Source organism: Pseudomonas sp. FG36, assembly GCF_057809275.1.
Window position 1 is genome coordinate 385076 of record NZ_JBMDJQ010000001.1, and the last position, 26085, is coordinate 411160.

General features: G+C 65.9%; 23 protein-coding genes and 1 pseudogene. 8 read left to right on the forward strand and 16 right to left on the reverse strand.

Annotated elements, in window-relative coordinates:
- Window positions 1-27 precede the first annotated feature (27 nt).
- Window positions 28-1515 (reverse strand): aldehyde dehydrogenase family protein, encoded by a 1488-nt coding sequence (locus tag ACODS9_RS01700; RefSeq protein WP_489093100.1) that lies wholly within the window; start codon window positions 1513-1515, stop codon window positions 28-30.
- Between the two features lie 243 nt (window positions 1516-1758).
- On the opposite strand from ACODS9_RS01700, the gene ACODS9_RS01705 reads away from it, so the two are divergent.
- The 5 genes and pseudogenes from ACODS9_RS01705 (at window position 1759) to feaR (ending at window position 6824) form a co-directional block, all read left to right on the forward strand.
- Complete coding sequence (locus ACODS9_RS01705) at window positions 1759-2928, forward strand: p-hydroxyphenylacetate 3-hydroxylase oxygenase component (RefSeq protein WP_489093101.1); 1170 nt, start codon at window positions 1759-1761, stop codon at window positions 2926-2928.
- A gap of 75 nt (window positions 2929-3003) precedes the next feature.
- A pseudogene (locus ACODS9_RS01710) lies at window positions 3004-3486 on the forward strand (flavin reductase family protein); the annotation flags it as partial.
- A gap of 215 nt (window positions 3487-3701) precedes the next feature.
- Window positions 3702-5201, forward strand: coding sequence for an APC family permease (locus tag ACODS9_RS01715; RefSeq protein WP_023631204.1), 1500 nt, complete (start codon window positions 3702-3704; stop codon window positions 5199-5201).
- On the forward strand, window positions 5182-5745 hold the full coding sequence (locus ACODS9_RS01720) for a DUF3156 family protein (protein ID WP_489093102.1): 564 nt from the start codon (window positions 5182-5184) through the stop codon (window positions 5743-5745). The genes ACODS9_RS01715 and ACODS9_RS01720 overlap by 20 nt, the downstream gene beginning before the upstream one ends.
- A 113-nt stretch (window positions 5746-5858) precedes the next feature.
- On the forward strand, window positions 5859-6824 hold the full coding sequence (gene feaR / locus ACODS9_RS01725) for a transcriptional regulator FeaR (protein ID WP_082120519.1): 966 nt from the start codon (window positions 5859-5861) through the stop codon (window positions 6822-6824).
- 85 nt (window positions 6825-6909) lie between these two features.
- Here feaR and ACODS9_RS01730 read toward each other — a convergent pair whose 3' ends face one another.
- The 8 genes from ACODS9_RS01730 to ACODS9_RS01765 all read right to left on the reverse strand — a co-directional run bounded on the left by ACODS9_RS01730 (window position 6910) and on the right by ACODS9_RS01765 (window position 17292).
- Window positions 6910-7275, reverse strand: coding sequence for a cupin domain-containing protein (locus ACODS9_RS01730; protein WP_023631207.1), 366 nt, complete (start codon window positions 7273-7275; stop codon window positions 6910-6912).
- A gap of 30 nt (window positions 7276-7305) precedes the next feature.
- Window positions 7306-8604 (reverse strand): NAD(P)/FAD-dependent oxidoreductase, encoded by a 1299-nt coding sequence (locus ACODS9_RS01735; RefSeq protein ID WP_046855715.1) that lies wholly within the window; start codon window positions 8602-8604, stop codon window positions 7306-7308.
- A 267-nt stretch (window positions 8605-8871) separates the two neighbouring features.
- On the reverse strand, window positions 8872-10029 hold the full coding sequence (gene cprA, locus ACODS9_RS01740; RefSeq protein WP_401105501.1) for a cationic peptide resistance protein CprA: 1158 nt from the start codon (window positions 10027-10029) through the stop codon (window positions 8872-8874).
- A gap of 366 nt (window positions 10030-10395) precedes the next feature.
- Complete coding sequence (pdeM, locus tag ACODS9_RS01745; RefSeq protein ID WP_489093103.1) at window positions 10396-11076, reverse strand: ligase-associated DNA damage response endonuclease PdeM; 681 nt, start codon at window positions 11074-11076, stop codon at window positions 10396-10398.
- Between the two features lie 4 nt (window positions 11077-11080).
- Window positions 11081-13675, reverse strand: coding sequence for a ligase-associated DNA damage response DEXH box helicase (locus ACODS9_RS01750; RefSeq protein ID WP_489093104.1), 2595 nt, complete (start codon window positions 13673-13675; stop codon window positions 11081-11083).
- A complete protein-coding gene (locus ACODS9_RS01755; RefSeq protein WP_489093105.1) occupies window positions 13675-15330 on the reverse strand; it encodes an ATP-dependent DNA ligase in 1656 nt (551 codons plus the stop codon). Before ACODS9_RS01755 ends, ACODS9_RS01750 begins: the two co-directional genes overlap by 1 nt.
- The gene (locus ACODS9_RS01760; protein ID WP_401105508.1) at window positions 15330-16340 is read right to left on the reverse strand and encodes a ligase-associated DNA damage response exonuclease; all 1011 of its coding nucleotides are present in this window, start codon (window positions 16338-16340) and stop codon (window positions 15330-15332) included. Before ACODS9_RS01760 ends, ACODS9_RS01755 begins: the two co-directional genes overlap by 1 nt.
- A gap of 121 nt (window positions 16341-16461) precedes the next feature.
- Complete coding sequence (locus ACODS9_RS01765; RefSeq protein ID WP_401105510.1) at window positions 16462-17292, reverse strand: alpha/beta fold hydrolase; 831 nt, start codon at window positions 17290-17292, stop codon at window positions 16462-16464.
- A 122-nt stretch (window positions 17293-17414) separates the two neighbouring features.
- Here ACODS9_RS01765 and ACODS9_RS01770 point away from each other — a divergent pair, with 122 nt between their 5' ends.
- Window positions 17415-17855 (forward strand): MerR family transcriptional regulator, encoded by a 441-nt coding sequence (locus ACODS9_RS01770; RefSeq protein WP_094012164.1) that lies wholly within the window; start codon window positions 17415-17417, stop codon window positions 17853-17855.
- A 32-nt stretch (window positions 17856-17887) separates the two neighbouring features.
- Here ACODS9_RS01770 and ACODS9_RS01775 read toward each other — a convergent pair whose 3' ends face one another.
- On the reverse strand, window positions 17888-18832 hold the full coding sequence (locus tag ACODS9_RS01775; RefSeq protein ID WP_489093134.1) for an acetoacetate decarboxylase (ADC): 945 nt from the start codon (window positions 18830-18832) through the stop codon (window positions 17888-17890).
- Between the two features lie 204 nt (window positions 18833-19036).
- Between ACODS9_RS01775 and ACODS9_RS01780 the strand changes: the two genes are divergently transcribed.
- Both ACODS9_RS01780 and arfB read left to right on the forward strand, forming a co-directional pair.
- Entirely contained in the window at window positions 19037-20263 is a 1227-nt protein-coding gene (locus tag ACODS9_RS01780; protein WP_401105512.1) for an NADH:flavin oxidoreductase/NADH oxidase family protein, read from the forward strand.
- Between the two features lie 46 nt (window positions 20264-20309).
- The gene (arfB, locus tag ACODS9_RS01785; RefSeq protein ID WP_023631427.1) at window positions 20310-20723 is read left to right on the forward strand and encodes an alternative ribosome rescue aminoacyl-tRNA hydrolase ArfB; all 414 of its coding nucleotides are present in this window, start codon (window positions 20310-20312) and stop codon (window positions 20721-20723) included.
- Window positions 20724-20727: 4 nt separating this feature from the next.
- Here arfB and ACODS9_RS01790 read toward each other — a convergent pair whose 3' ends face one another.
- From ACODS9_RS01790 to ACODS9_RS01815, 6 genes are all read right to left on the reverse strand, one after another.
- Window positions 20728-21633: a MurR/RpiR family transcriptional regulator gene (locus ACODS9_RS01790; protein ID WP_094012165.1), complete on the reverse strand. Its 906-nt coding sequence runs from the start codon at window positions 21631-21633 to the stop codon at window positions 20728-20730.
- A 126-nt stretch (window positions 21634-21759) separates the two neighbouring features.
- Window positions 21760-22524, reverse strand: coding sequence for an ABC transporter ATP-binding protein (locus ACODS9_RS01795; protein WP_102685258.1), 765 nt, complete (start codon window positions 22522-22524; stop codon window positions 21760-21762).
- A 19-nt stretch (window positions 22525-22543) separates the two neighbouring features.
- Window positions 22544-23656 (reverse strand): succinylglutamate desuccinylase/aspartoacylase family protein, encoded by a 1113-nt coding sequence (locus ACODS9_RS01800; RefSeq protein ID WP_401105515.1) that lies wholly within the window; start codon window positions 23654-23656, stop codon window positions 22544-22546.
- A gap of 9 nt (window positions 23657-23665) precedes the next feature.
- Entirely contained in the window at window positions 23666-24364 is a 699-nt protein-coding gene (locus ACODS9_RS01805) for an ABC transporter permease (RefSeq protein WP_489093106.1), read from the reverse strand.
- Between the two features lie 12 nt (window positions 24365-24376).
- Window positions 24377-25066, reverse strand: coding sequence for an ABC transporter permease (locus ACODS9_RS01810; protein ID WP_489093107.1), 690 nt, complete (start codon window positions 25064-25066; stop codon window positions 24377-24379).
- 24 nt (window positions 25067-25090) lie between these two features.
- Window positions 25091-25867 (reverse strand): ABC transporter substrate-binding protein, encoded by a 777-nt coding sequence (locus tag ACODS9_RS01815; RefSeq protein ID WP_046855701.1) that lies wholly within the window; start codon window positions 25865-25867, stop codon window positions 25091-25093.
- Between the last annotated feature and the right edge of the window lie 218 nt (window positions 25868-26085).

Here is a 26085-nt window from a genome sequence, read left to right on the forward strand (position 1 = left end):
CCAGGTCGTGGTTGGCGCTGGTCATGGTCAGTAGCGGATCATCACCGACTTCAGTTCGGTGAAGTCCTCGATGAAGGCCGAGCCGAACTCGCGGCCGGTGCCGGACGCCTTGATGCCGCCGAACGGCACCGCCGGGTCGAGCAGGGTGTGCATGTTGACCCACAGGGTGCCGGCCTGGATTTCCGGGATCAGGCGCATGGCCTTGCCCAGGTCGTTGGTCCACAGGCTCGCGCTCAGGCCGTAGGGCGAGGCGTTCATCAGGTGGATCAGTTCGTCCTCGTGGTCATAGGGCAGGAAGGTCGCCACCGGGCCGAAGGTTTCCTGGTTGAGCAGGGTGTCGCCCGCGCTGTTGGCGAGAATGACAGTGGGCTCGACGAAGCAACCCGGGCCTTCGCCGAGGCGGCCGCCATGGACGATGCGGTTACCTTCGGCGCGGGCGGTGGCGAACAGCTCGCCGAGCTTCTGCTGGTGCGGCTTGTTGGCTACAGGGCCGAACTGGGTGGTTTCGTCCAGGGGCGAGCCGATCTTCAGCTGGCCCAGGCGTTGGGACAGCGCGTCGAGCAACGGCTCAAGGCGTGACCGATGCACGTAGAAGCGCTCGCCGGCGGCGCAGATCTGCCCGGAATGCAGGAAACCGGCCTCGATGATGCCGTCCACCGCCTTGTCGACGGCGACATCGGGCAGGAACGCCACGGCGTTCTTGCCGCCCAGCTCCAGGGTCGCCCGGGTCAGCCTGGCGCCCATGGCCGCCTGGCCGACGGCGATGCCGGTGGGCACGGAGCCGGTGAACGACACCTTGTCGGTGCCGGGGTGCTCGACCAGCGCCTTGCCCACCTGGCCGCCACCGGTCAGCACGTTGAGGGCGCCCGGAGGCAGGCCGGCCTCGCTGGCCAGTTCGGCGATGCGCAACAGGGTCAGCGGGGTGAACTCGCTGGGCTTGAGCACGATGCTGCAGCCAGTGGTCAGTGCCGAGGCCAGTTTCCACAGGGCGATCATGGTGGCGAAGTTCCACGGCACGATGCCTACCACCACGCCCACCGGCTCGCGCAGGGTAAAGGCGCTGTAGCGCTCGCCGGCGAAGGAGGGCAGCGACGGGGTGATGGTCTGGCCGGTGATCTTGGTCGCCCAGCCGGCGTAATAGCGCAGGAAGTGCGCGGCCTGTTCCACCTCGAAGGCGCGGGCGATGCCGATCAGTTTGCCCGATTGCAGGGTTTCCAGCTGGGCCAGCTCCTCGCGGTTGGCCTCCAGCAGGTCGGCCAGGCGCAACAGCACCGCGGCGCGCGCGGCAGGGCTGGTGCGCGACCAGCTGACAAATCCCTGACGGGACGACTCGACGGCGCGCTCGACATCGGCCAGGTTGGCGTCGGCGACCTGGCCTATGGCTTCGCCGTTGGCCGGGTTGTGCACGGTGATGCGGGCGCTGGATTGGCTGGGCACCGTTGCGCCGTGGATGTACAGGCCGTGGTCACGGGCGAGGAAGGCGCTGACGCTGGGGAGGAGGGGGATATCGCTCATGACAGGGCTCCGGATGGGCCGCAGCGGCCCGATTTGCGCAGGTTAGAGCGCGGCAAACCGGCGTTCTTGTCTGCCCATGCCAGCCACCATGACCTAGCCTGCCAGGCCCATGAAAAGTGCAATCCGAGGTGCGGAAGTTGCATTTTCCGGCCTGCCCACGGCTCCCATACTGACCCGGCATTCATCTGCGAACGCCCGCTTCCAGGCACCGTTCGCCAGGGTCCAATAACAATGAGCCAGACCATGAAAAAGCCAAACTCCCTGCTCGAAGACCTCAAGCCCCTGTTGCCGGCCATTGCCGCCCGCGCCGACCAGGCCGAGCGCGAACGCAGCGTGCCCGCCGAAAACATCGCCGCGCTCAAGGCCATCGGCCTGCACAAGGCATTCCTGCCCAAACATTACGGCGGCCTGGAAATCAGCCTGCCGCAGTTCGCCGAATGCATCGCCGCGCTGGCCGGCGCCTGTGCCAGCACTGCCTGGGCAATGAGCCTGCTGTGCACCCACAGCCACCAGCTGGCGATGTTCCCGGCACGCCTGCAGGACGAGATCTGGGGCAACGATCCGGACGCCACCGCCAGTAGCAGCATCGCCCCGTTCGGGCGTACCGAGGAAGTCGAGGGCGGCGTGCTGTTCAGTGGCGAGATGGGCTGGAGCAGCGGCTGCGACCACGCCGAGTGGGCGATCATGGGCTTTCGCCGGAGCAACCGCGAAGGCGGCCAGGACTACTGCTTCGCCGTGCTGCCGCGCAGCGACTACCAGATCCGCGACGACTGGTTCGCCGCCGGCATGCGCGCCAGTGGCAGCCGCACGCTGATCGTCGAGCGCGCCTTCGTGCCCGAACACCGCATCCAGAAGGCCCGGGACATGATGGAGGGCCAGTCGGCGGGCTTTGGGCTGTACCCGGACAGCGCGATCTACTTCAACCCGTACCGACCGTACTTCGCCAGCGGTTTCTCCACGGTCAGCCTGGGCATCGCCGAGCGCATGCTCGAGGTCTTCAGGGACAAGACCCGCAACCGCGTACGCGCCTATACCGGCGCCGCCGTCGGCGCGGCCACCCCGGCGCTGATGCGCCTGGCCGAGTCCACCCACCAGGTGGCTGCGGCGCGGGCGCTGCTGGAAAAAAGCTGGGAGCAGATCGCCGAGTACAGCGCCCGCCGTCAGTACCCGACGCGCACGGAGCTGGCCTTCTGGCGCACCAACCAGGGCTACGCGGTCAAGCTGTGCATCCAGGCCGTGGATCGGCTGATGGAGGCTGCTGGCGGTGGCGCCTGGTTTGAGGGTAACGAGCTGCAGCGGCTGTTCCGCGATGCGCACATGACCGGGGCGCATGCCTACACCGACTATGACGTCTGCGCGCAGATCCTTGGCCGCGAGCTGATGGGGCTGGAGCCGGATCCGGCGATGACCTGAGCTGCAACCGATGAACATGGCTGGAGCACTGTGGGTGCGACCCAGCCCAGTCCAACAACCATGATGGAGCCTTGCATGTCCATTCCCTTCGATAGCCGCGCCTTTCGCCGCGCCCTGGGCAACTTCGCCACCGGTGTAACCGTGATCACCGCCAGCGACCCCTCGGGGCGCAAGGTCGGGGTCACCGCCAACAGCTTCAATTCGGTTTCCCTCGAACCACCGCTGGTGCTCTGGAGCATCGACAAGCGCTCCAGCAGCCATGCGGTGTTCGAGGCTGCCGGGCACTTTGCCGTGAATGTGCTGGCGGCCGACCAGGTCGACCTGTCCAACACCTTCGCCCGCCCCAGCGAAGACCGCTTCGCTGGTATCGATCACGAGACCGGCGAAGGCGGCGCCCCCTTGTTGCCAGGTTGCTCGGCGCGTTTTCGCTGCGAAAAGTTCCAGCAGATCGATGGCGGTGATCACTGGATTCTCATTGGCCGGGTGCTAGCCTTCGACGACCTCGGGGGGGCGCCGCTGCTCTATCACCAAGGCGCCTATTCCAGGGTCCTGCCGCATGAGCTGACGGATCGCTGCGTGCAAGGGTAAGCCGTTTCGAAGTGTTCGACGCAAGGGGTGTAGTACCTGGCAACACGGATCAAGGTCGGCGGCAGGCAGTGGCAAGACCTGCCTGGGTGAAGGCCGCAAAGTGACGGGGAAGACCCGGCGCACGCCAGCACTTGCGGCGCGCCGGGTAAGCGGTCATCTTTCTCTCGTCCACCCAGGGCCCACCCATGACAACCAATAATAAGCTCACCGAGCACTTGAACCGCGGCAGCGTCGGCTTCCCCACCGCGCTGGCCAGCACCGTCGGCCTGATCATGGCCAGCCCGGTGATCCTCACCGCGACCATGGGCTTCGGCATCGGCGGCAGCGCCTTCGCCGTGGCCATGCTGATCGCCGCAGTGATGATGCTGGCGCAATCGACCACCTTCGCCGAGGCGGCGGCGATCCTGCCCACCACCGGCTCCGTCTACGACTACATCAACTGCGGCCTGGGCCGCTTCTTCGCCATCACCGGCACCCTGTCGGCCTACCTGATCGTGCATGTGTTCGCCGGCACCGCCGAGACCATCCTCTCCGGGGTCATGGCCCTGGTGAACTTCGAACACCTCAACACCCTGGCCGAATCGGCCGGCGGCTCCTGGCTGCTGGGGGTGGGCTTCGTGCTGGTGTTCGGCGTGCTCAACGCCTTTGGCGTGAGCGCCTTCGGCCGCGCCGAGGTGGTACTGACCTTCGGCATGTGGACCACGCTGATGGTGTTCGGCGTGCTCGGCCTGATCGCAGCGCCCGCCGTCGAGCTGGAAGGGCCATTCGGCGTGTCGCTGGTCGGCACCGACCTGATGACCATCCTGTCGCTGGTAGGCATGGCCATGTTCATGTTCGTCGGCTGCGAGTTCGTCACCCCCTTGGCCCCGGAATTGCGCCGTTCGGCCTGGGTGATGCCCAAGGCCATGGCGCTGGGGTTGTTCGGTGTGGCCAGTTGCATGTTCATCTACGGCGCGGCGATGAAGCGGCAGGTGGAAAACGTGGTGCTCGATGCCGCCAGCGGCGTGCACCTGCTGGACACCCCCATGGCCATCCCGCGTTTCGCCGAGCAGGTGATGGGCGATATCGGCCCGGTGTGGCTGGGCATCGGCTTCCTCTTCGCCGGCGCCGCCACCATCAACACGCTGATGGCCGGGGTGCCGCGGATTCTCTACGGCATGGCGGTGGATGGGGCATTGCCCAAGGTGTTCACCTATCTGCACCCGCGCTTCAAGACCCCGCTGCTGTGCATCCTGGTGGTGGCGCTGATCCCCTGCCTGCATGCCTGGTACCTGGGTGGCAACACCGACAACATCCTGCACCTGGTGCTGGCGGCGGTATGTGCATGGAGCACCGCGTACCTGCTGGTGACCCTGTCGGTGGTGATCCTGCGCATCCGTCGCCCGGACCTGCCGCGGGCCTATCGCTCGCCGCTGTTCCCGCTGCCGCAGATCGTCTCCAGCATCGGCATCCTGCTGGGCATGTGGTTCATCACCCCGCCGGGCATGAACCCGGCCGATGTGTATGTGCCGTTCGCCGTGATGCTTGGCGCCACCGCCGTCTACGCGCTGTTCTGGACGTTGTGCGTGCAGAAGGTCAACCCGTTCCGGCCGGCCAGGGTCGAGGATGTGCTGGAGAAGGAGTTCGCCGCCGAGCCCGGTCAACCTCATAGCGAGCAGGTGCGCCATGTCGGCAAGCTGGCTTGAGCGCCTGACCGGGCCACGCGCTCCGGCCGGGTATCGGCCCGGGGCGACCCTGGCCTGTCTGGGGCGCAACCTCGGATTGGCGGATTTGCAATCCGCAGCTTCCTTTACCTACCGCGAGGATGGTCCGCGTATCGAGGTGCGTGAGCGCACCGAAAGCCACCTGCTGATGCATCTGGTGATGTGCGAGTTCATCCTGCGCGTGCCAGCCAGTGGCCAGGGCACGCTGCGCGCCGAACTGCACCACACCGGCATGCTGCGGCGCAGCGGGCTGGGATGCCGCCTGCGCGGCGGTGACCCGCTATTGTTCGAGGCGCTCAAAGCTCGCATGGCTGCAGTGCAGGCCGCCCTGATGCCCTTGGACTTCAAGCGCCTGGCCATCGACTGCAGTAACGGTCAGTGGCAGGTGACCCTGGAGCACATGGGCGCCAGCGAGGTGGTCAACCGGATGCCGGCGTTGCGTCGCTACATTCCCCTCACAACCGAACAGCGCCACCATCTCTGGCTGGCGTTCGACGGGTTGGCGTGCACCCTGCGCGACCTCTGACTCTCCGCGAACCTTTGGCAGCGGCTTGGAAAGATGACAGTTGTACCTTCATTGATAACATGTTAACAATTGTCCCCATAACAACAACCGTTGCTGTGGAGGTCGCCATGCCCATGCCCCAGCCCGCTTCAGTGCACAGCGCAAGCCCGGCCCAGGACGGCCTGGAGCGCTGGACGACTGCCATGCAGAAAGTCTGCGGCCAGTTCCAGACCGAACTTGCCTTCAACCGCTCGCTGTTCATCGGCGAGATATCAACCTACAACCGCGCCGGCCTGGCCCTGGCCAATCTGCGCACCAATGCCGGCAATATCCGCCGCCTGGGCGACAACCCCGACCGCGACGACGACCAGCATTGCTTTCTGGTCAGCCAGCGCATGGGCTATTCACAGATCACCCAGGAGGGCGTGAGCATCCAACTGTCGCCGGGCGAGCTGCTGCTGATGGACTCGGTGGGGCCGTGCGAGATCACCCCGTTCGGCCTGATCGAGCATGTTTCGCTGTCACTGTCCCGCGAGCAGGTGCGCAAACATCTTGCGAAGCAGGGCACGACCTTCGGCAAGATCTCCTCGACCAACGCCTGCGGGCGCATGCTGCATCTGCTTATGGACCAGCTGTGCCGTGAAGGCGACGAGGCAGGGGCAACCCAGGGCGAGGCGCTGCAGGCGGCGTTCATCGCTCTGCTGGAGCCGGGCTTCGAGCACGGTGATGACAACCCCGGATCGTTGGCCGGTCTCGGTGGCGTCAGCCTGCGCGGTTATGTGCAGAAGGTCATCGACGAGTCGCTGGGCCAGCCCGGGTTGACCCCGGCGAACCTGGCCGAGCGCCTGAGCATTTCGGTGCGCCACCTGTACCGGTTGTTCGAAGAGGAGGGCGACAGCGTGTGTCGGTATATCCAGCGCTCACGGCTCAAGCGCAGCGCCGATGATCTGTCCAACCCGTTCCTAAAGCGCGAGTCGATCACCTCGATCGCCTACAAGTGGGGCTTCACCGACTCGGCGCATTTCAGCCGAGCGTTCAAGAAGCAGTTCGAGCAGTCGCCAAAGGATTTCAGGGCGATGGCGTTGACGGCAGGGCGCTAAAAGCATCGCCGGCAAGCCGGCTCCCACAGGGCTATGCGTCCTCTGTGGAAGCCGGCTTGCCGGCGAAGCGGTCGCGAGGATGTAATCAGGCTAGCGCCAGGTAATGCTTCACAAAGGTCTCGCTCAACACCTCCCACAGCACCGGCGTGCCCTTGGTCACGAACCACGCATCACCCGCTTTGTAGCGCGTGACCTGCCCGGTGGATTCATCGGTCAGCTGGATCTCGCCGGTCACGATCACCGCCTGCTCGCTGAACGGATAGACCATGCGGAACTTGCCCTGGGTGGTGCCGAAATAGGCGCTGCTGACCGGGTCGGTCGGGGCGCCGTGGGTCATCTTGCCGTAGCACTTGACCTCGCCTTCGAGGATGGTCGAGCCAAGGTCGGCAACGGTGCCCCAGGCGTCGAGTTCGGACAGCTGCACACCCTGGCGGACGGCGGTGAGGGTCATGGTGGTTCTCCTGGTCTTGTTCAAAAGGAATCAACGGCGGCCGTTGAAGAAGCCCGACAGCTGATGCACGGTCTTGCCGGCGGTCAGCAGCAGTGGGCGGATATGGTCCTTGCCGAGGATGCGCGCGTGTTTGACCGAACTGATCAGGTCGTAGCGGGCCGAGCCTTCGCTCATGCCCTCGGCGAGGATCTTGCAGATGATGTGGCTGGGGGTGACGCCAAAGCCCGAGTAGCCCTGCACGTAGAAGGCGTTGGGGCGGTTGCTGAGGGTGCCGATCTGCGGGAACAGGTTGGCGCTGGTGGCCATCGGTCCGCCCCAGGCCAGGTCGATGCGCACGTCCTTGAGGTAGGGGAAGATCTTCAGCATCAGGTTGCGGTTCCAGGCCTTGAGGTCCTTGGGGATGTGCTCCACGAACGGCGTGGCGGCACCGAACAGCAGGCGGTTCTCGCGGGTGACGCGGTAGTAGTCGATCACCGGGCGGATATCGCTGTAGGCGCCGCGGATCGGGCTGATGCGCTGGATGAGCTCGTCCGATAGTGGCTCGGTCATCAACTGGAAGGCATAGGTGTTGACGGTGCGCGCATGCAGTTCGGGTTCGAGCTTGTTGAGGAAGCTGTCGCAGGCCCACAGCAGCTTGCTGGCCTTGACCGAACCGCGCCCGGTGCGCACGGTGATGCGCTCGCCGTAGTGCACCTCCAGCGCCGGGCTGTGCTCGAAGATCCGCGCACCGTGGCCGACCAGGGCCTGGGCCTCGCCAAGCAGCAGGTTCAGCGAATGCACGTGGCCGCCGCCCATGTGCAGCAGGGCGCTGCTGTAGGCGTCGGAGCCGATGATCTGCCTGACCTCCGAGCCGCCGAGAAAGCGGATCTCGTCCTTGCCGTTGATGGCCTTGAAGTCCTTCTCCCAGGCGCGCAGGGTCTTTTCCTGGCGGGCGTTGAAGCCCATGTAGCCGTAGCCGTGGCAGAAGTCGGCGTCGATCTGGTAGCGGGCGATGCGCGCCTTGATGATGCCAGCGCCCAGCTCGCTGATCTCGAAGATCTCGCGCAGGCCTTGATCGCCCACGCTGCTCTTGATCTTCTCCAGGTCGTGGCCGATGCCGGCCATGATCTGCCCGCCATTGCGCCCGGTGCCGCCGAAGCCCAGGTAGCGGGCCTCGAGCACGACGACATTGGTGATGCCTTGCTCGGCCAGTTCCAGGGCGGTGTTGATGCCCGAGAAACCGCCGCCGATCACCACGACATCGGCTTCGATGTCGCTTTCCAGGGTGGGGAAGCTGAGGTTGTACTTTTTGGTGGCGGTGTAGTACGTCGGCGTTTCGATGTTGATCATGGCGCAGCCTGGACAGTTGGAATTATTGGACAGCACGGCTTGCACAAGCGCTGGCGGTTACAGGTATTGAGCACCTAACGACAGGTAGGTGTCTTGCCTGGGACTGCCAGGGTTTTGCTTCAGGCTGCCAAGTTGTCCATCGCGTCCAACACCGTAGGCATACGGCGGCAGCATGACCTCCACAGGAGAAGTGGTGATCATGCGCCTCATGAATATGTTAAGTAAATCACCCTCTGTGGTTGCTTACCTGTTGGCGCCAAATGGCGCTTACTTGAAATCCCACTGCATCTGCGTGGCGATGCTTACACCGCTGGACGACTTGACGCAGACGTCCAGGTAGTCGGTGAAGCGTGGCGGCACGGCAATGCCTTCTTCCAGCAGCCGACTGTTGTCGAACAGGTAGTTGAGGTCGGCGAAGCCGCTGTACAGGCGCAAGGCACGCAGCACCAGCCGTGGGTTGGCCGGGCCGATACGGGTTTCGAAATGGCTGGCGAGCGATTTGAGGTCGTCCGCCTCGACCTTGCGATAGCGCTTGCCCACCGGCTCCGCGCCATTGGCCAAGGCGAAAGCCTGGTCGATCTCGGCGAAGGTGCAGGCCGAATGATGGCCGGCGGAGATATGGTAGAGGTCATGACCCAGGCGGGGCTTGAGCGCCAGGCCGATCAACGCCTCGGCGCAGTAGTCTACCGGGATCACGTCGATCTGCTCGTCCAGGCCGCAGGTGAAGCTTTCCAGGGCGAAGCCCATGCGGAACACCCAGAAGATGCTGCCCGAGGCCTGGCAGCCGAGGCTGCGGTGGCCGACCACGATGGACGGCCGCGCCACCACCAGCGGCAGGCTGGGCAGCTCTTCACGCATGCGCCGTTCGATTTCCGCTTTCGAGGCGGTGTAGTCCACCAGTTGCTGCGCGGCCTCGGGGAACTCCCACGATTCGCTGATCGGCGATTCGCGCTGCGGGCCGCAGCACATGGCGGTGCCGACGTGGAGGAAACGCTTGAGACGGCTGGAGCGGCTCAGCACCTGGGCAAAGGCGTAGGTGCCCTCGACGTTTACCGGCCAGATATTCGGGTTCTTCGAGAACGAGGCCACGGCGGCGCAGTTGATCACCCGGTCGACCTGCATCAGGCGCGGGGTCTCGCGAGCCAGCCAGGCGGTGTCGAGGAAGTCGCCGCAGAGGATCTGCGCTTCGCTCAGGGCCTGGCTCTGGCTGTCGTCGACACCGTGCTGGCGCAGGTTGTCGCGCAGGCGTTGCAGGCCCTGCGCCGGGTTATCGGCGCGAACGAGGAAGCACAGGGCCTCGGCATGCCCTTCGGCGATCATCTGGGCGGCGACGGCGCCACCGAGAAAACCTGTGGCACCGGTCAGCAGAATACGCTCCTGGGCTGGACACGGGAGGGTGGGCGTATGAATGGCGGGGGTGTTCATAGGTTTCCTCGGCAAGTAATTTGCCAGTGCTTCATTCTTTGGAATGGGTGTGAAAGTTACGTGAAAAGTTTGCTCGTGCGACTAATTCAAGTCCGGAGCTATTGGGTTTTTGATAAACATGGCGCGAGCCGATATCACCTCGGTAAGCGCGTCGTTTGGGAATCATGGCCCTGCACCGCGCAGGCAGATAGCGGCGAAGAGCAGGGCGGTGAGTCATTGTCTGGCGGGGCGATGGTTATTTCAATTAACTGTTGGCGCAGTTATGCAGGTTTTTGGTGAAACAATTTTAATGGGCTATGAGCAGATGTAAGCAGCTGTATCGAATGTGTAAATATATTTAAATTTGCACACGGTTAATTGTTCGTATCACTTCAATTGTTCGGGCACTTCCCAGATACCTCCATCACCGACAACATAGACCCGCTGACCCGTTCCCGGCTGCAGCGTCATCGCGCCGGTGAAGCTGCCGAACGACGGCAACAAGGTCAGGTGCTCGCCGACCAGGAAACAGGGCAGGCGCACCTGTTGGCGGCCACGGCCGCGCAGGCGGTACGCCGGATGCACATGGCCCGCCAGTACATGCCGCTGCGGATGCGTGCAGGGCTCGTGGTGCAGGGCAAACGGGCCGAGCGGCAGCGGCTCGGCCACCACCTCGATGCCCAGCCCGGCCGGCGGATCACCGGCATGCCGGTCATGGTTGCCACGCACCAGGGTGATGGGCAGCGTCGCATGGCGGGCGCGCCACTCGGCAAGCGCTGCCAGGGTTTGCGGGGTTCTGCCTTTGGCGCTGTGCAGGAAGTCGCCGAGAAATACCAGGTGCTGGCAGGCAAAGCGCTGCAGCAGGGCATCCAGGCGTTGCAGGTTGCAGGCGGTGGTGCCACTGGGCACCGGCTGGCCCAGTGCCCGGTAGCCGGCGGCCTTGCCCAGATGAAGGTCGGCGATCAGCAGGGTCCGCCGCTCTGGCCACCATAGGGCCTTTTCCGCCAGCAGGCAGAGTTCGGTGCCGGCCACCTGTACGGTGATGTGCGAAGGATGGGTGCTGGTCATCGCCTCAGGACCGCTGCCTGGCCGGGCGTGGCCGGCCGTCCTTGCTGCGCCTGGCCTTGCGCGCGCGGCCAGGTTCACGGGTGTCATCCTCGACCATCAGCGTGGTCAACGCCGCAGGCTCCTGTGCCCCGGCACCTGCGGCCTGCTCCAGGTCGCTGACCATGCGCCGGATCCGGTCGGCGAGTTTTTCCGAGCTGAGGCTTTCGCGAAAGCGCTCGACCATCAGCGGAAAGGCGAACGGTGTGGCGCGCCTGATGCCCCGCAGTTGCAGCGGCAGAGGCTGCAAGCGCTGCAGGGTCTGGCGCAGGCGTTGCACATCCAGTTCCTGGCTCAGCACCTCCTGGCGGGCCTGGGTCAGCAGCAGGTTGTCCGGGTCGTGCTGCCTGAACACATCGAAGTACAGCCCGCTGGAAGCCTGCAACTGGCGCGTGCTCTTCGGCGCACCGGGGTAGCCGGTGAACACCAGCCCGGCGATCCGGGCGATCTCGCGAAAGCGCCGGCGCGCCAGCTCGCCGGCATTGAGGCTGGCCAATACCTCGGGCAGCAGGTCTTGGCTGTCGAACAGCGCCGGGGTCAGGGCACCGGCGTAGTCGATGGCGCTGGCGCACAGCAGTTCCAGGCCGTAGTCGTTGACCGCGATGGAGAAACTCAGCGGCGTATCCCGGGCCAGGCGCCAGGCCAGCAAGCTGGCCAGGCCCAGGTGCACCGAGCGCCCGGCGAAGGGATAGAGAAACAGGTGCCATCCCTCGCGGGACTTCAGGGTCTCGGCCAGCAGGACGTTTTTGCCGGGCAGCGCCGACCAGGCTTGCTGCACCTCCAGCAACGGGCGCAGCAGGCGCATTTCCGGGCCTTGGTACACCCCCTGGTCCGCCGCGTCCAGCTCGGCCAGCATCGCTTCGGCCAGTTCGCCCGAGAGCGGCATGCGCCCGCCGTTCCAGCGCGGGATCGCGGCCTTGCGGTCGCTGGCGCGGCGCACGTAGACGGTCATGTCGCGCACTTCCACAAGCTCCAGGGTGCGGCCAGCGAACAGGAAGTGGTCGCCCGGGCGCAGGCGGGCGATGAAGCCTTCCTCGACGCTGCCCAGCGATCCGCTGCCGCCGCGGGCCCAGAACTTCACGGTCAGGCTGGCATCGCTGACCAGGGTGCCGATGCTCATGCGGTGACGGCGTGCCAGGCGTGCGTCGGGCACCCGCCAGCGGCCTTCGGCGTCCGGCTCGGCGCGGCGGAAATCGGGATAGGCCGTGAGCGAGAGACCGCCGTGGCGGATGAACGCCAGGGCCCATGCCCATTGCGTCTCGCTCAGGTCGCGGTACGACCAGGCACTGCGCACTTCGGCGAGCATGTCCTGGGCATCAAAGCCATCGCCGAGGGCCATGCTCACCAGGTGCTGGACCAGCACATCCAGTGGCCGCTCGGGGGCCTGGCGCGCCTCGACCTTGCCTTGCGCCACCGCCCTGCGTGCTGCCGCCGCCTCCAGCAGCTCAAGGCTGTGGGTCGGTACCAGCGTGGCACGCGAGGGCCGGCCCGGGGCGTGGCCGGAGCGCCCGGCGCGCTGCATCAGGCGCGCCACCCCCTTGGCCGAACCGACCTGCAGTACACGCTCCACGGGCAGGAAGTCCACGCCAAGGTCCAGGCTTGAAGTGCACACCACTGCCTTCAGCTGGCCTTTCTTCAAGGCCAGCTCCACCCAGTCGCGCACCTCACGTGACAGCGAGCCATGGTGCAGTGCCAGCAGCCCGGCCCAGTCGGGCCGCGCCTGCAGCAGTGCCTGGTACCAGGTCTCCGCCTGCGAGCGGGTATTGGTGAACACCAGCGTGGTGGCGCTGCCTTCCAGTTGGTCGACGACTTGCCCGAGCATGCGCAGGCCCAGGTGCCCGGCCCAGGGGAAGCGTTCGATGGCGGCCGGCAGCAAGGTGTCGATGCGCAGGTCCTTGGCGTCATGCCCCTGCACCAGGCGGCCCGCCGGCATCAGCACTTGCCGGGCATGCTCCAGGTTGCCCAGCGTGGCCGAAAGCGCCCAGACCATAAGCGACGGCTGCCAGCAGCGCAGGCGGGCGAGGGCCAGTTGCAACTGCACGCCACGTTTGTTGCCGAGCAACTCGTGCCATTCGTCCACCACCAGCATGCGCAGGCCGGCGAACGCCTCGCGCGCATTGGCCTGGGTCAGCAGCAGGGTCAGGCTTTCCGGTGTGGTGACCAGGGCGCTGGGCAGGCGCCGTGCCTGGCGGGCGCGTTCGGCGCTGCCGGTGTCACCGGTGCGCAGGCCGATGCTCCAGGCGATCCCCAGGTCATCCAGGGGGGCCTGCAGCGCCCTGGCCGTGTCGGTGGCCAGGGCACGCATGGGGGTGATCCACAGCACGGTCAGCGGCGCCATGGCAGGCTTGCCGCGACCTGCTGACGTGGGCAGGGAGGCACACTGCCCGGCGAAACGATCCAGCGCGGCGAACCACACCGCATAGGTCTTGCCGGCGCCGGTGGCGGCGTGCAGCAGCCCCGATTCGCCATCGGCCACGGCTTGCCAGACGGCCTTCTGGAAGGTGAACGGCTTCCAGCCGCGCTCGGCGAACCAGCGGCTGGAGGGCCGGCGGCGCTTGACCATCAAAGCAGCCCCTGCAAAGTGGCCAGCGTGTCGGCCTGTTCGATGGTCTTGTCGGTGCGCCAGCGCAGCATGCGTGGGAAACGCACTGCGATGCCGCTCTTGTGGCGCTTGGACAGGGCGATGCCTTCGAAGCCCAGTTCGAACACCAGGGTCGGCGTGACGCTGCGTACCGGGCCGAACTTGTCCACCGTGGTCCTGCGCACGATGGCGTCGACCTTGCGCATCTCTTCGTCGGTGAGGCCGGAGTAGGCCTTGGCGAAGGGCACCAGCACCCGCTCGCCCGGGGCACTGTCGTCCCATACCGCGAAGGTGTAGTCGCTGTACAGGCTGGCGCGTCGGCCATGGCCGCGCTGGGCGTAGATCAACACCGCGTCGATGCTGAGCGGGTCGATCTTCCATTTCCACCACAGGCCCAGGTCACGGGTACGGCCCACGCCGTACAGCGAGTCACGGCGCTTGAGCATCATGCCCTCGACACCTAGCTGGCGCGAGGCCTCGCGCTGGCGGGCGAGCGCCTGCCAGTCGCCGCCGGTCACGCGCGGCGACAGGCGCAGGCGCGCATCGCCGATGCTATCGACCAGCGTCTCAAGCTGTGCCCGGCGCTGGTCCTGGCTGCGGCTGCGCCAGTCTTCGCCTTGCCACTCCAGCAGGTCGTAGGCCAGCAGCGCCGCCGGCAACTCGTCCAGCAGCTTCTTGCCCAAGGTCTTGCGCCCGATGCGTTGCTGCAGCAGGGCGAACGGCTGGACGCCAAATGCCTGTTCGCCGCTGTCGGGTGGCGCCTTCCAGATCACCAGCTCGCCATCGAGCACGGTGCCGTCGGGCAGCGCGGCGGCGAGTTGCGCAATCTCGGGAAAACGCTCGGTGATCAGTTCCTCGCCCCGCGACCACAGCCAGGCACGCCCATCGCGTTTCACCAGCTGGGCGCGGATGCCGTCCCACTTCCATTCCACCAGCCACTCATGGGGCGGCCCGAGCACCGCGTCGAAGCGCTCGAGCGGCTCCTGCAGCGGGTGCGCCAGGAAGAACGGATAGGGCTGGCCGCCGCGCTGGGCATGTTCCTCGGCCGACTCCTGGGCGATCAACGCCAGATAGCGCTGGGGCGTCGGCTGGTGCGCAAGGTCGGTGTAGCCGACCATGCGCTGCGCCACGCGCTTGGCGTCGACCCCGGCCAACGCGGCCAGGGCGCGGGTCACCAGCAGCTTCGAGACGCCGACGCGAAAACCACCGGTGAGCAGCTTGAGGCTGACCATCAGGCTTTGCCGGTCGAGCCGCGTCCACAGTGCCTGCAAGCGCGGCGCCAGTTCCTCGGGGGGCAGGCCGCGCAACGGCAGCAGTTGCTCCAGCCACCACTGCAGGCTTTCATCCGCGACCTGGGTGGACTCTGGCAGCAACAGCGAAAGGGTTTCGGCGAAATCGCCGACGGCCTGGTAGCTCTCCTCGAACAACCACTCGGGCAGGCCGCACAGGCGGATCGTCAGGTCGCGCAGCATACGGGTCGGCACCACCTGGCGGGGGCGCCCGCCAGCGAGGAAGTACACCGCCCAGGCGGCATCGGCAGGTGGCGCGGTGGCCAGATAGTCCTGCAGCGCGGCGAGCTTGGCATTGCTCGAGGTGGTGGCATCGAGCCGGGCGTAGAGTTCGGCGAAGGCTCTCATCAGTTGGTCGGCTCCAGGCTGTCGTCTTCCTCGCCGTACTCGGTCTGGAAGGCTCGGGCATCCAGGCCGCGTTCGGTCAGGTAGCGAACCAGCACGTTGACCTGGCCGTGAGTGACCATCACCCGCTCGGCACCGCTCTGCTCGATGGCCCAGAGCAGGCCGGGCCAGTCGGCGTGGTCGGAGAGCACAAAGCCGCGATCTACACCGCGCCGACGGCGCGCCCCACGCAGCAGCATCCAGCCGCTGGCGAAGGCATCGCTGTAGTCGCCGAAGCGGCGCATCCAGGTGCTGCCCCCCGCCGAGGGCGGGGCGAGGACCAGTGCCTGGCGCAGCAATGGGTCGCCCTTGCTGGTCGCCGTGGCGGGCAGGGTTTCCGGCAGGCGCACACCGGCGGCGCGGTAGACCTGGTTCAGCGGCTCCACCGCGCCGTGCACCAGCACCGGGCCAATGTTGGCGTCGATGCCGTGGAGAATCCGCTGGGCTTTGCCGAAGGCGTAGGCGAACAGCACGCTCGGACGCCCGGCGGCGGCATTGGCGCGCCACCAGGCGTCGATGCCGGAGAAGATGCAGGCCTGGGCTTGCCAACGGTAGATCGGCAGGCCGAAGGTCGATTCGCTGATGAAGGTGTGGCAGCGCACCGGTTCGAAGGCTTCGCAGGTGCCGTCCGGCTCGACCTTGTAGTCGCCAGAGGCGACCCACACCTCGCCGCGGTATGCCAGGCGCACCTGGGCCGAGCCGAGCACATGGCCGGCGGGGTGAAAGCTCAGGGTCACGCCGTGGTGCTCCAGCGGCGTGCCGTAGGGCAGGGTCTGCAGGTCGATGTCCTCGCCCAGGCGGGCGCGCAGTATCCCGGCGCCGGGCGTCGCGGCGAGGTAGTGGCGATTGCCGCGCCGGGCATGGTCGCCGTGGGCGTGGGTGATCACCGCCCGGTCGACCGGCCGCCAGGGGTCGATGTAGAAATCACCGGGTGGGCAATAAAGCCCTTCGGGGCGCGCGACAATCAGCTCCATGGCTCACCTTGGCCTGGGGGTTATCAGCTCAGAGCGTTGGCAGGCGCGCCAGGTTCATTGTTCCTGTCAGTGGGGTAATGGGCCGGCGCCAAATGTGACGCCGGCCAGGGGTCACCCTTTATCAGCTACGAAAAAAAGCCAGCAGGTCCTGGTTGATCACGTCGGCGTGGGTGGTGGGCATGCCATGGGGGTAGCCCTTGTAGGTCTTCAGCGTGCCATTGGGCAGCAACTTGGCCGACAGTGGCCCCGAATTGTCGTAGGGCACGATCTGGTCGTCGTCGCCATGCATGACCAGCACCGGGACCGTCACCTTCTTCAGCGACTCGGTGAAGTCGGTCTGGGAGAACGCGACGATGCCGTCGTAATGTGCTTGGGCGCCACCCATCATCCCCTGACGCCACCAGTTGAGGATCACGCCCTGATCTGCCTTGGCGCCGGGACGGTTGTAGCCGTAGAACGGCCCCGCCGGGATATCGTGGTAGAACTGCGCGCGGTTGGCCTTGAGCTGGGCCTGGAGGTCGTCGAACACTGACTTGGGCAGCCCGCCGGGGTTGCTGGCGGTCTGGACCATCAGCGGCGGCACGGCGGCGATGATGGCGGCTTTGGGCACCTTGTCCTCGGGATGGCGGGCCATGTAGTGGATCACCTCGCCACCGCCGGTGGAGTGCCCGACATGGATCGCCCCCTCGACACCCAGGTGCTTGACCACCGCCGCCACGTCGTCGGCGTAGTGGTCCATGTCGTGGCCATCCCAGACCTGGCTTGAACGGCCATGGCCACGGCGGTCATGGGCGACCACGCGGTAGCCTTCGGCGACGAAGAACAGCAGTTGCGCGTCCCAGTCGTCGGCGCTGAGCGGCCAGCCGTGATGGAAGAAGATCACCTGGGCGTCCCGCGGGCCCCAGTCCTTGTAGAAGATCTCGAGTCCTTCCGGGGTTGTGACGTATGCCATTTCGCGTCTCCTGATTCTTGGGTGAGGAGCTAGTGAAGGCGGGCCATTGAGGGTTCACTGGCCACCGGACAACTCTAGGATTAAAGTGCACTTCAAGGTCAATGCAATTGCAAAGGTGCTGCATGAGAATAGGAGAGCTGGCCAAGCTCACGGGCCTGGCCCCGTCGCGTATCCGCTTCTACGAGGCCAGCGGGCTGATCAGCTCGGTCGAGCGCAAGGCCAATGGCTACCGCGACTACGATGCCGATGCCGTATGGGTGCTGGAGATGATCACCAACGCCCAGGCTGCCGGGTTCTCGCTGGAGGAGATCCGCCGGTTGCTGCCGGCCAAGGCAAAGGGCTGGCAGCACGATGAACTGCTGGGCGGGCTCAGGCGCAAGGTCGAGGAGATCGAACGCCTGCAGGAGCGCCTGGCGCGCAACAAGGCGCAGTTGCTGCTGGTGATCGAGGGCATCGAGAGCAAGCCCGAAGGCATGCAGTGCGTGGACAATTCGCAGCGGGTGCTGGAGCGGCTGCGTGAGGAAATGGTCCAGGAAAAGGCGCGGCGGGGAGCGGACCTGTAGCAGCGCCGCTGCCACAGGGTGCCTGCGTCGTTTCAATCAAGCGCCGTCAATGGTTTGGGCGCATACAGCGCGCTCTGGAACTCGGGCACATACTCATACTTGACCATCCGTCCCAGCTGCAACTCTCGGATAAAACGCGAAAGCTCGCCATCACCCAGCACCAGTTCCGCCGAATCAGCCTGCATGCTCGAGGCATGGCTGACCTGCCGCGAGGTGGCGTAGCCGTAGGCCAAGCGGCCCTGGTGATCGAGGTTGGTGAAGCTGTTGGTCACAAGGTCTGGCTCGTGGGACAACTCGTCGAGCTTCCTGGCCCTGAACACCACGTCCACCTTGCCGGACCTCGCATCGACGATATCGTAGGTCACCGCCTGGGCGTCCTCGCGCCGGTCGATCCCGGTCAGCCACTTGGGCAGGTTGTAGCCCACCACGCCGCGCACCCGCGCCAGCTCGGTGTTGACCGGCAGCTTGAGCACATAGCCCCAGAAATCCTTGGCCATCGACTGCCCGACCAGCGAGAAGGGCCCGAGGTTCGCCTTGCCGGGTTTGTTGGTAATGATCGACAGGGCAACCTCGTTGTAGCTGTCGTTGTCGCAGTAGTCGTAGGTGTAGGCGGTGAACGCCACCAGGCCGCGCCCAGGCCAGACCTGCAGTGGCTGCACCTGCTCCAGCACGGCGGCGGGCATCAGTGCCCGCAGGCGTTCGAGATCGGCGGTGTAGACGGCGGTGACACGGCTGTTGCGGTAGTAGAAGTTCGGTGAGTACGATTCGAAACCCATGTCGACCCGGGTCTTCTCCAGACCCTTGAACCAGCTCAGGTCGATATCCGGCGCCTCGGCCTGGATCACCGCCAGCGGCGGGTTGGAGCGGTAACGGTCGTACAGCCCACCCTTGAGCACGGGCACCGGGTGCCCGGCGATGTCGATCTGCGTGGTGGCGGCATGCTCAGGGAGGCCGTTGGCGGCGTGGGTGACGGGCATCAGCAGGGCGCCGGCCAAGGCGGTGGCGGTTCCGAGTTTCACGGTGCGGTATCTCCAGGGTAGATGATGTCGGGGCTGCGTAATCACCCTAACGTTCAACCCAACTTGAGAGTCAATGCCGAATTTTTGGCCGGTTCAGGGCTTGACCTTAAAGTTGACTTTAAAGCTAACGTCTGCGGCACGAACTTTGTTGAGGTAACGCCGATGGACGTGTTCTCCCCCCTGACCCTGCCCAATGGCGCGGTCATCCCCAACCGTATCGCCAAGGCTGCCATGGAAGAAAACATGGCCGATGCCGACCATGCGCCCTCCGACCGGCTGATGCGCTTGTACAAGGCTTGGGCGCAGGGTGGCGCCGGCCTGCTCATCAGCGGCAACGTGATGGTCGACAACCGCGCCATGACCGGCCCCGGCGGCGTGGTGCTGGAGGATGATCGACACCTGGAGCGTTTTCGCCAGTGGGCCGCCATCGGCCGCTCGAAGGGCGCGCAGTTCTGGTTGCAGATCAACCACCCCGGCCGGCAGATGCCCGCGAGCCTGGGGCAGGAAACCTGGGGCCCGTCGGCCGTGGCGCTGGATCTGGGCAGCATGTCCAGGCATTTCTCCACCCCGCGGGCGATGACCCACGATGTGATCGAGGATGTGATCCGCCGCTTTGCCAACACCGCGCGGCTGGGGGAGCAGGCGGGCTTCAGTGGGGTGGAAATCCACGCGGCCCATGGCTACCTGCTCAGCCAGTTCCTTTCGCCCCTGAGCAACCAGCGCACCGACCAGTGGGGCGGCACCTTGGAAAATCGTGCGCGACTGCTGCTGGAGGTAGTCAAGGCGGTGCGTGCAGTGGTGTCGCCGGGCTTTGCCGTGGCCGTCAAGCTCAACTCGGCGGACTTCCAGCGTGGCGGCTTCAGCGCAGACGATGCGCGGCAGGTGGTGGTCCTGCTCAATGAGCTGGCGGTCGATCTGGTGGAGCTGTCCGGTGGCAGCTACGAAGCCCCGGCGATGCAGGGCCAGGCCAGAGATGGCCGCACGCTGGCGCGGGAGGCGTACTTCCTTGAATTCGCCCGGGACATCCGCACGGTGGCGAAGATGCCGGTAATGGTCACTGGCGGCATCCGCCGCCGACCAGTCGCCGAGCAGGTAGTGCACAGCGGCGTCGAGATGGTCGGTATCGGTACCGCGCTGGCCATCGCGCCGGCCTTGCCCCGTGACTGGCAGGCGGGGGAGGAGGCGGTGCCGGAACTGCGCCCGATCACCTGGAAGAACAAGGCGCTGGCCTCGCTGGGCAACATGGCCATGGTCAAGTTCCAGCTGCGCAGGCTGAGCGAAGCCAAGGCGCCCGATCCCCAGGTGGCGCCCTGGTGGGCGCTACTGCGCCAGCAACTGAGCGACGCGGCCCGTGCCAGGCAGTACCGGCGGCACATGGCGCGGCAATGACGCCTGGGAGATGTGATAATGGCAGTGCTATCACAAGAGGCACACCATGCTGACCATCTCCAACAACGTTCATCTGCCGGACGCCGAGATCGAGCTGAGCTACATACGCGCGCAGGGCGCCGGCGGCCAGAACGTCAACAAGGTCTCCAGCGCCGTGCACCTGCGCTTTGACATCCAGGCATCTTCGCTGCCGGCATTCTACAAGGAGCGGCTGCTGGCATTGCGTGACAGCCGGATCACCGCCGACGGCGTGCTGATCATCAAGGCCCAGCAGTACCGCACCCAGGAACAGAACCGCGCGGACGCCCTGGCGCGTCTGGCCGAGCTGATCATCGGCGCCGCCAAGGTCGAGAAGAAGCGCCGGCCGACCAAGCCGACCCTGGGTTCGAAGACCCGGCGTCTCGACACGAAATCCAGGCGCGGTTCGATCAAGGCAGGGCGCGGCAAGGTGGACTTCTAGGCGACTACGGTTTCAGCGTCTTGCCGCTTGGCACGTGCAGGTAGGACATCACGCTTTCGGTCAGCTCCGTGGCCAGTTTCACCGCCTCCTTGTTGCGCGCCATGACCCCGGCCACCAGCCCTTCGATCAACGCGAGCACCGCCATGTTGGAGCTGGTCAGCACCGGATGATCGGCGGGTGCGTACAGCACATGGTGGGCCATGGGCGCCAGCGGCGAGGCGGGTGAGTCGGTGATCGCCAGTACCGTGGCGTTGCGTTCCTGGGCGAACCGCGACAGCTGCAGGGTGTCCTGCGAATAGCGGGGCAGGGCGATGGCCAGCAGCACGTCCTGCTCGGTGATCGCCGCCAGGCGGTAGGCGGCATTCTCGTTGCCACCTTCCATGCTGATGGCACAGGTGTCCCTGCAGAACGGCACCAGGGTCGAGGCGGCCAGCCCGGCCAGGTAGACGCTGTTGCCGAAGCCCAGCACATACACTTTGCGCGCCTCGAGCAGGCAGCCGACGAACGCCTCGAAGGTGTCGGCCTGGTTGTTGCTGGCGGTGGTCGCCAGGTTGCTGCTGGCGCACTGGATCTGTTCGTGCAGGCCAAAGTCGCCGGCTGGGCGCAGGGCAAGTTCGTTACGCAGCTTGTCCACCGGCGAGACCATCTGTTGCAGGGTGCTCACCAGCTCGGCCTTCATGCCGCTGTAACCGCCCAGGTCCAGGGCCTTGGCCAGGCGATTGACCGCCGCCGGCGAGGTCGCGGTGGCCTGGGCCATGTCCTCGATGGTCAGCGTCGCGGCCTTAAGCGGGTGGCGCAGGATGTACTCGGCGACCTTGCGCAACGACGGTGGCAGTTCGGCCAGGCTCTCCGACAGCTTGCGCATGACCGGCGCGGCGTAGACGGTGGTGTTCTTGGTATGGCTCGACATCCGGCGCGAAGCTCCCTGTGAATTGCCGCTAGTGTGGTGTTTTGCAAAAAGCGCCGCGAGTTATGGTCGTCATTTGTGAAACACCGCACTAGTGTATCCGAAGGCGCTCCGCGGAGCGCCTCGGGGTTACTTCAGGCTACCGGCGAGGAACTGGCGCAGGCGCTCGGACTGCGGCCGCGCCAGCACCTCGCGTGGGTCGCCGCGTTCCTCGGCCAGGCCCTGGTGGAGGAACAGCAGCTGGTTGGACACCTCGCGGGCAAAGCCCATTTCGTGAGTGACCACGACCATGGTCCGGCCCTCCTGGGCCAGGTCCTGCATGACCTTGAGCACATCGCCGACCAGTTCCGGGTCGAGCGCCGAAGTCGGTTCGTCGAACAGCATCACCTCGGGCTCCATGGCCAGGGCCCGGGCAATGGCCACGCGCTGCTGCTCGCCTCCGGACATGTGCGCCGGGTAGGCGTCGCGGCGATGGCTGACGCCGACCTTGGCCAGGTAGTGCTCGGCCTTCTCGCGGGCCTCCTTGCGGTTCATGCCGAGTACGTGCACCGGGGCTTCCATGACGTTGTCCAGGGCGCTCATGTGCGCCCACAGGTTGAAGTGCTGGAAGACCATGCTCAGCCGCGCCCGCAGGCGCTGCAACTGGCGTGGGTCCGCCGCCCGCAGCCCGCCACGGGGACACTCGCGCAGCTTGAGCTGTTCGCCGTTGACCAGGATCTGCCCGGCGTTGGGTTGCTCGAGCAGGTTGATGCAGCGCAGGAAGGTGCTCTTGCCCGACCCGCTGGAGCCGATGATGCTGATCACGTCGCCGGCATCGGCCTGCAACGAAACGCCCTTGAGTACCTGGTGGTTGCCGTAGCTTTTGTGCAACTCGTGGATATGCAGTTTGTTCATCAGACGGTACTCGCAGGGTTCAGTCGCTGAGCAGGCGACCTTGGCGGATGGAGGTGTTGCCGGCGACCTTGGCGAGCCACAGGCCGGGCTGGGCGAAGCGCAGGCGTTCACGGGCGTAGAGGATGCCGTCGGTGGTGGCCCTGACCACGCTGTGGCGGTCGCTGAGCGGGTCGAGCACTTCGAACAGCGGATCGCCCACGCGCACCTGCGCGCCCAGTGGCTGCAGGTAGCTGACCACGCCCGGGTGCTCGGCGTAGGCGTATTGCGCGCCGGCGAAGGGTGTGGGTTGGCAGCAGTTTTCCGGAGCGGCCGGCCACGGGCCGCGGATCATGCCCTGGTCGGCGAGGTAGCCGAGGATTTGCTCGGCGCTGGCCTGGCATTGCTCGCGTTCGGTGTCGGCCATGCCGCGCAACTCGACGGTGGTCGCCACGCAGGCCAGGGGGATCTCGGCCTCGGGGAAGTACTCGCGCAGGTGCAGCCAGGGCGCGGCGCAGGCTTCGTCGAAGGCATCGCCACCGGCGCCTTCGGCCAGCAGCGCCGCTTGTGCGCCGAGGCGAGCCGCCAGCGGACGCAGCTGCGCCCAGTGCTGCGGCATGGCGTACAGCAGCATCACCGATTCGAAATCGCAGTGCAGGTCCAGCACCAGGTCGGCGTCGCAGGCGTGGCGCAGCAGCAGGCGGCGCAGGCCATCGAGCTCCGAGTGTGGCGCGGGCAGTTCGTCAAGGAGTTCGAGCATGGCCTGGCGGATGGTCGTGACGTTGGCCTGGCCATCGCCGCCCAGGCGGCCTTCCAGGTGCGCGGCCAGCGCTTCGGTTAGCGCCGGGAAATCGCGGTTGAAATTCTTGCCGCTGTTGAACTCGAAGCGGCCCTGGTGGGTGGCCTGGAACATCTGGCCGATACCGATCGGGTTGGCCAGCGGCACCAGTTCGATCACCGCGTCCAGGCGGCCCTGCGCCTCGAGCTCCAGCAACCTGCGCTTGAGTTCGATGGCCACGCGCATCCCGGGCAGTTCATCGGCGTGCAGCGAAGCTTGGATATAGGCCTTGCGCGGGCCGCTGCCAAAGCGCAGCACGCGCAGCGAACGCTCGGTGCCGCAGGCGCTCCAGGGCAGGGTATGGTCAATGTGCTGCATGAAAGCTCCTTAGTGCTTGCGCGGGGCCAGGTAGGCCAGCCAGTGGCGCTCGGCCAGCTTGAACAGGCGTACCAGCATGAACGTCAGGGCCAGGTAGATCAGCCCGGCGGTGATGAAGGCCTCGAAAGGCAGGTAGAAGCGTGCGTTGAAGGTCTTCGCCGCGCCGGTGATGTCCACCAGGGTGACGATCGACGCCAGGCTGGTGGTCTGCAGCATCATCAGTACCTCGTTGCTGTACTGCGGCAGGGCGCGGCGCAAGGCCGAAGGCAGCAGGATGCGCCGGTACAGCGTCAGGCGTGACATGCCCATGGCACGGGCGGCCTCGACCTCGCCCCGGGGCGTCGAACGCAGGCTCCCGGCCAGTAGCTCGGCGCTGTAGGCGCTGGTGTTGATGGCGAAGGCCAGGCAGGTGCAGAACGTCGCGCTGGACAGGTACGGCCACAGCGGGCTCTGGCGCACGGCCTCGAACTGGGCCAGGCCGTAGTACACCAGGAACAGCTGCACCAGCATCGGCGTGCCGCGGATCACGTAGGTGTAGAGCCAGGCGGGGTAGCGCAGCAGGCACGTGCGCGAGACGCGCATCAGCGCCAGGGGGATCGCCAGCGCCAGGCCGCAGGCCAGCGAAATCAGCAGCACCTTGAGGGTCAGGGCAACGCCGTTCAGGTACAGCGGCAGGTTCTGCCAGATCAATTGATAGTCGAGCGTCATCGGGCAGCTCCCCTAGAGCTCGGCGGCTTTGAAGCCGACCGAGTAACGTTGTTCCACGCCGCGCAACAGCAGCAGCGACACACTGGTCAGCAGCAGGTACAGCGCGGCCACGGCGAGGAAGAAGGTGAACGGCTGGTGGGTGGCGTCGGCGGCGTTCTTGGCCTTGAACATCATGTCCTGCAGGCCGATCACCGAGATCAGCGCGGTGGACTTGGTCAGCACCAGCCAGTTGTTGGTAAAGCCCGGCAACGCCAGGCGCATCATCTGCGGCAGGCTGATCCGCCAGAACACTTGCAGGCCGCTCATGCCGTAGGCGGCGCCAGCCTCGGCCTGGCCCTTGGGGATCGCCAGGAAGGCGCCGCGAAAGGTCTCCGAGAGGTAGGCGCCGAAGATGAAGCCCATGGTGCATACCCCGGCAACGAACGGGTTGATGTCGATGTACTGTTGGTAGCCCAGCGCCAGGGCCAGGCGATTGACCAGGTCCTGGCCGCCATAGAACACCAGCAGGATCAGCACCAGGTCGGGGATGCCGCGTACCACCGTGGCATAGACCTCGCCCAGTGCCGCCAGCCATCGCAACGGTGACAAGCGGCAGGCCGCACCGAACAGGCCCAGGCCGATGGCCAATGCCATCGCCAGCAGTGCCAGGCTGACGCTCAGCCAGGCGCCATCGAGAATGCTCGATCCATAGCCATGAAGCATGATGAAAACCCTCGTCAGCCGGCGTTACTGGCCGTAGATGTCGAACGGGAAGTACTTGCGCTGCACCTGCTGGTAGGTGCCATTGGCGCGGATCGCGGCGATGGCGGCGTTGAGCCGCGCGAGGTTGGCGCTGTCGCCCTTGCGCACCGCAATCCCGGCGCCGCGGCCAAAATAGTGCGGGTCGCTGATGTCCGGGCCGACCAGGGCGAAGCCTTGGCCCGCCGGGGTCTTGATGAAGCTCTCCTCGGTGTTGACGATATCGGCGAGGGTGGCGTCCAGGCGCCCGGAAACCAGGTCGAGGAAGGCTTCGTTCTGCGAGGCGTAGCGCACGATCTCGACGCCCGCCGGTTCCAGTTGTTCGGTGGCGAAGCGGTCGTAGGTCGAGGCGCGCTGCACGCCCACTTTGCGGCCCTTGAGGTCCACCGCCGGGGTGTCCAGGCGGCTGCCGGCCTTCATCGCGAACTTGCCGGGGGTGTGGTAGTACTTGTCGGTGAAATCGACCGATTTCAAGCGATCCTCGGTGATCGACATCGACGACAGCACGGCGTCTATCTTGCGTACCTTCAGCGACGGGATCATGCCGTCGAACTCCTGGATCACCCACTGACACTTGACCTGCATCTGCGCGCACAGCGCGTTGCCGATGTCGTAGTCAAAGCCGGCGAGTTCACCTTCTGGGGTGCGGTAGGAGAAGGGCGGGTAGGCGGCCTCGATGCCGATGCGCAGGCTGGCGTCGTCGGCCTGGGCCAGCAGGCTGCAGGCACAGAGCGCCAGCGCGCCGAGAAGTCCGGTTTTATTCATGTTGTTGACTCCGGTGGGGGGACGTTACCGGCCATGCCCTGAAAGGAACCATGGCTTGGGTACGGTCTGAAAATGACACGTATTATTTCACAAATCAATACAGTGAAAATAATTGTGTCAGATCGAGCCGAAAGATTCCTTTCCGATGGCCCAGTCGGACGTTCAGGTGACGGGTAGTTGCGGATCACATCCAGGATTCTGGCCTCCGGCCTGAGGGC